The following is a 1,739-nucleotide window of genomic DNA, read 5'->3' as shown; positions in this document are numbered from 1 at the left end:
AGGGGGGAGGCGCCGAAGGTGTGGAGGGTGAGGGGGGTGAAGTCGTAACAAGGTAGCCGTACCGGAAGGTGCGGCTGGATCACCTCCTTTCTAGGGAGATACATTCTTAGAGAGAGAACACTTTAACTCGAATGGAGGGCAGGAGCCCGTCCGGTGGATGTCTGGCCCGGATACGTCCCCGCAGCACCCGGTCCCCGGGGTCGCACCCGCGTACCTTGAGAGCCGCATAGCGATAGGAGAGAGATGGAAGAGTATCCTCTTCCAGACTCGATTCTTTTCTGCGATCTAAACAGAGAATGATAGCAATCATTCATCCGATCCAAACAAGAGAATTCACTCATTGATGAGTGAGGAGCATCTGATCGCGAGCACAGTGGAACACGCTGTGCCGCGGTATGAGATACCCGAATTGCGACATGAGAGCGCTATTCATGATATCGATTAATTAACTTTAGCGACACGTGGATATCCCGCGGGCCCGGAGCGGTCCCGCAAGATACCACGGGCGCACGGCGGATGCCTTGGCACAGGGAGCCGATGAAGGACGCGGCAAGCTGCGATAATCCCCGGCGAGGAGCACACATCCTTCGACCCGGGGGTCTCCGAATGGGCGAACCCATCCGTAGAGGTACGGATATCCCCGGCCTGAACGCATAGGGCCGGGGAGGACAACCCGGGGAACTGAAACATCTAAGTACCCGGAGGAGAGGAAATCAATCTCGAGACTCCCCGAGTAGCGGCGAGCGAAAGGGGACCGATGGCCAAACCGTCGAGCGGGCGTACCCGGCAGGGGTTCCGCCGGCGGGGTTGCAGGGCCGCGCATCCGGGGGCTGCCGCCCCCGGGCGCAGGTCCGGCTGGGGAGCGGAACGGCATGGGAGGGCCGGCCGCAGCGGGTGACAGCCCCGTACGCGAACCCAGACCGGACGGCGCGACGCGGTCCCTGAGTAGGGCCGGGCACGTGAAACCCGGTCCGAACCTGGGTGGACCACCATCCAAGCCTGAGTACTACCCTGTGACCGATAGCGCACCAGTACCGTGAGGGAAAGGTGAAAAGCACCCCGGGAGGGGAGTGAAACAGTACCTGAAACCGTGCGCCCACGAGCAGTCGGAGCAACTTTATGTTGTGACGGCGTGCCTTTTGTAGAATGAGCCAGCGAGTCGCTGGCGCGGGGCGAGGTTAACCGAAAGGGAGCCGGAGCGAAAGCGAGCCTTAACAGGGCGACTTGAGTCCCGCGCCGCGGACGCGAAGCCGGGTGAGCTATCCGTGGGCAGGCTGAAGCGGGGGTAAGACCCCGTGGAGGGCCGAACGCACGTCGGTTGAAAACGGCGGCGATGACCTGCGGATAGGGGTGAAAGGCCAATCAAACCCGGAGATATCTCGTTCTCCCCGAAATAGCTTTAGGGCTAGCGTCGCGCGTTCACCGCCGGAGGTAGAGCACCGGATGGACGAGGGGGCTTCGCCGCCTACCGAATCCAACCGAACTCCGAATGCCGGCGGCCCAGAGCGCGGCAGTCAGAGCATGTGGGCTAAGCTGTGTGCTCGAGAGGGAAACAGCCCGGACCGCCCGCTAAGGTCCCCAAGTTCCAGCCGAGTGGCAAAGGATGTGCGTCCGCCCAGACAACCAGGATGTTGGCTTAGAAGCAGCCATCCATTCAAAGAGTGCGTAACAGCTCACTGGTCGAGTGGACATGCGCCGACAATACACGGGGCTAAGCTGGACACCGAAGCGGCGGGATT

2 rRNA genes are annotated in these 1,739 nt (G+C 61.6%); both read left to right on the top strand.

What is annotated here, in order from left to right:
* A 16S ribosomal RNA gene (locus ACTQ1E_RS08760) occupies nucleotides 1-90 on the top strand; the annotation flags it as partial.
* Between the two features lie 399 nt (nucleotides 91-489).
* A 23S ribosomal RNA gene (locus ACTQ1E_RS08755) occupies nucleotides 490-1,739 on the top strand; the annotation flags it as partial.

Source organism: Collinsella sp. LCP21S3_C7 (assembly GCF_052118485.1).
In the GTDB taxonomy this organism is placed as follows: Bacteria; Actinomycetota; Coriobacteriia; order Coriobacteriales; family Coriobacteriaceae; genus Collinsella.
Note: the sequence above shows the minus strand (reverse complement) of the source record. Positions and strands in the feature narration are given on the sequence as shown.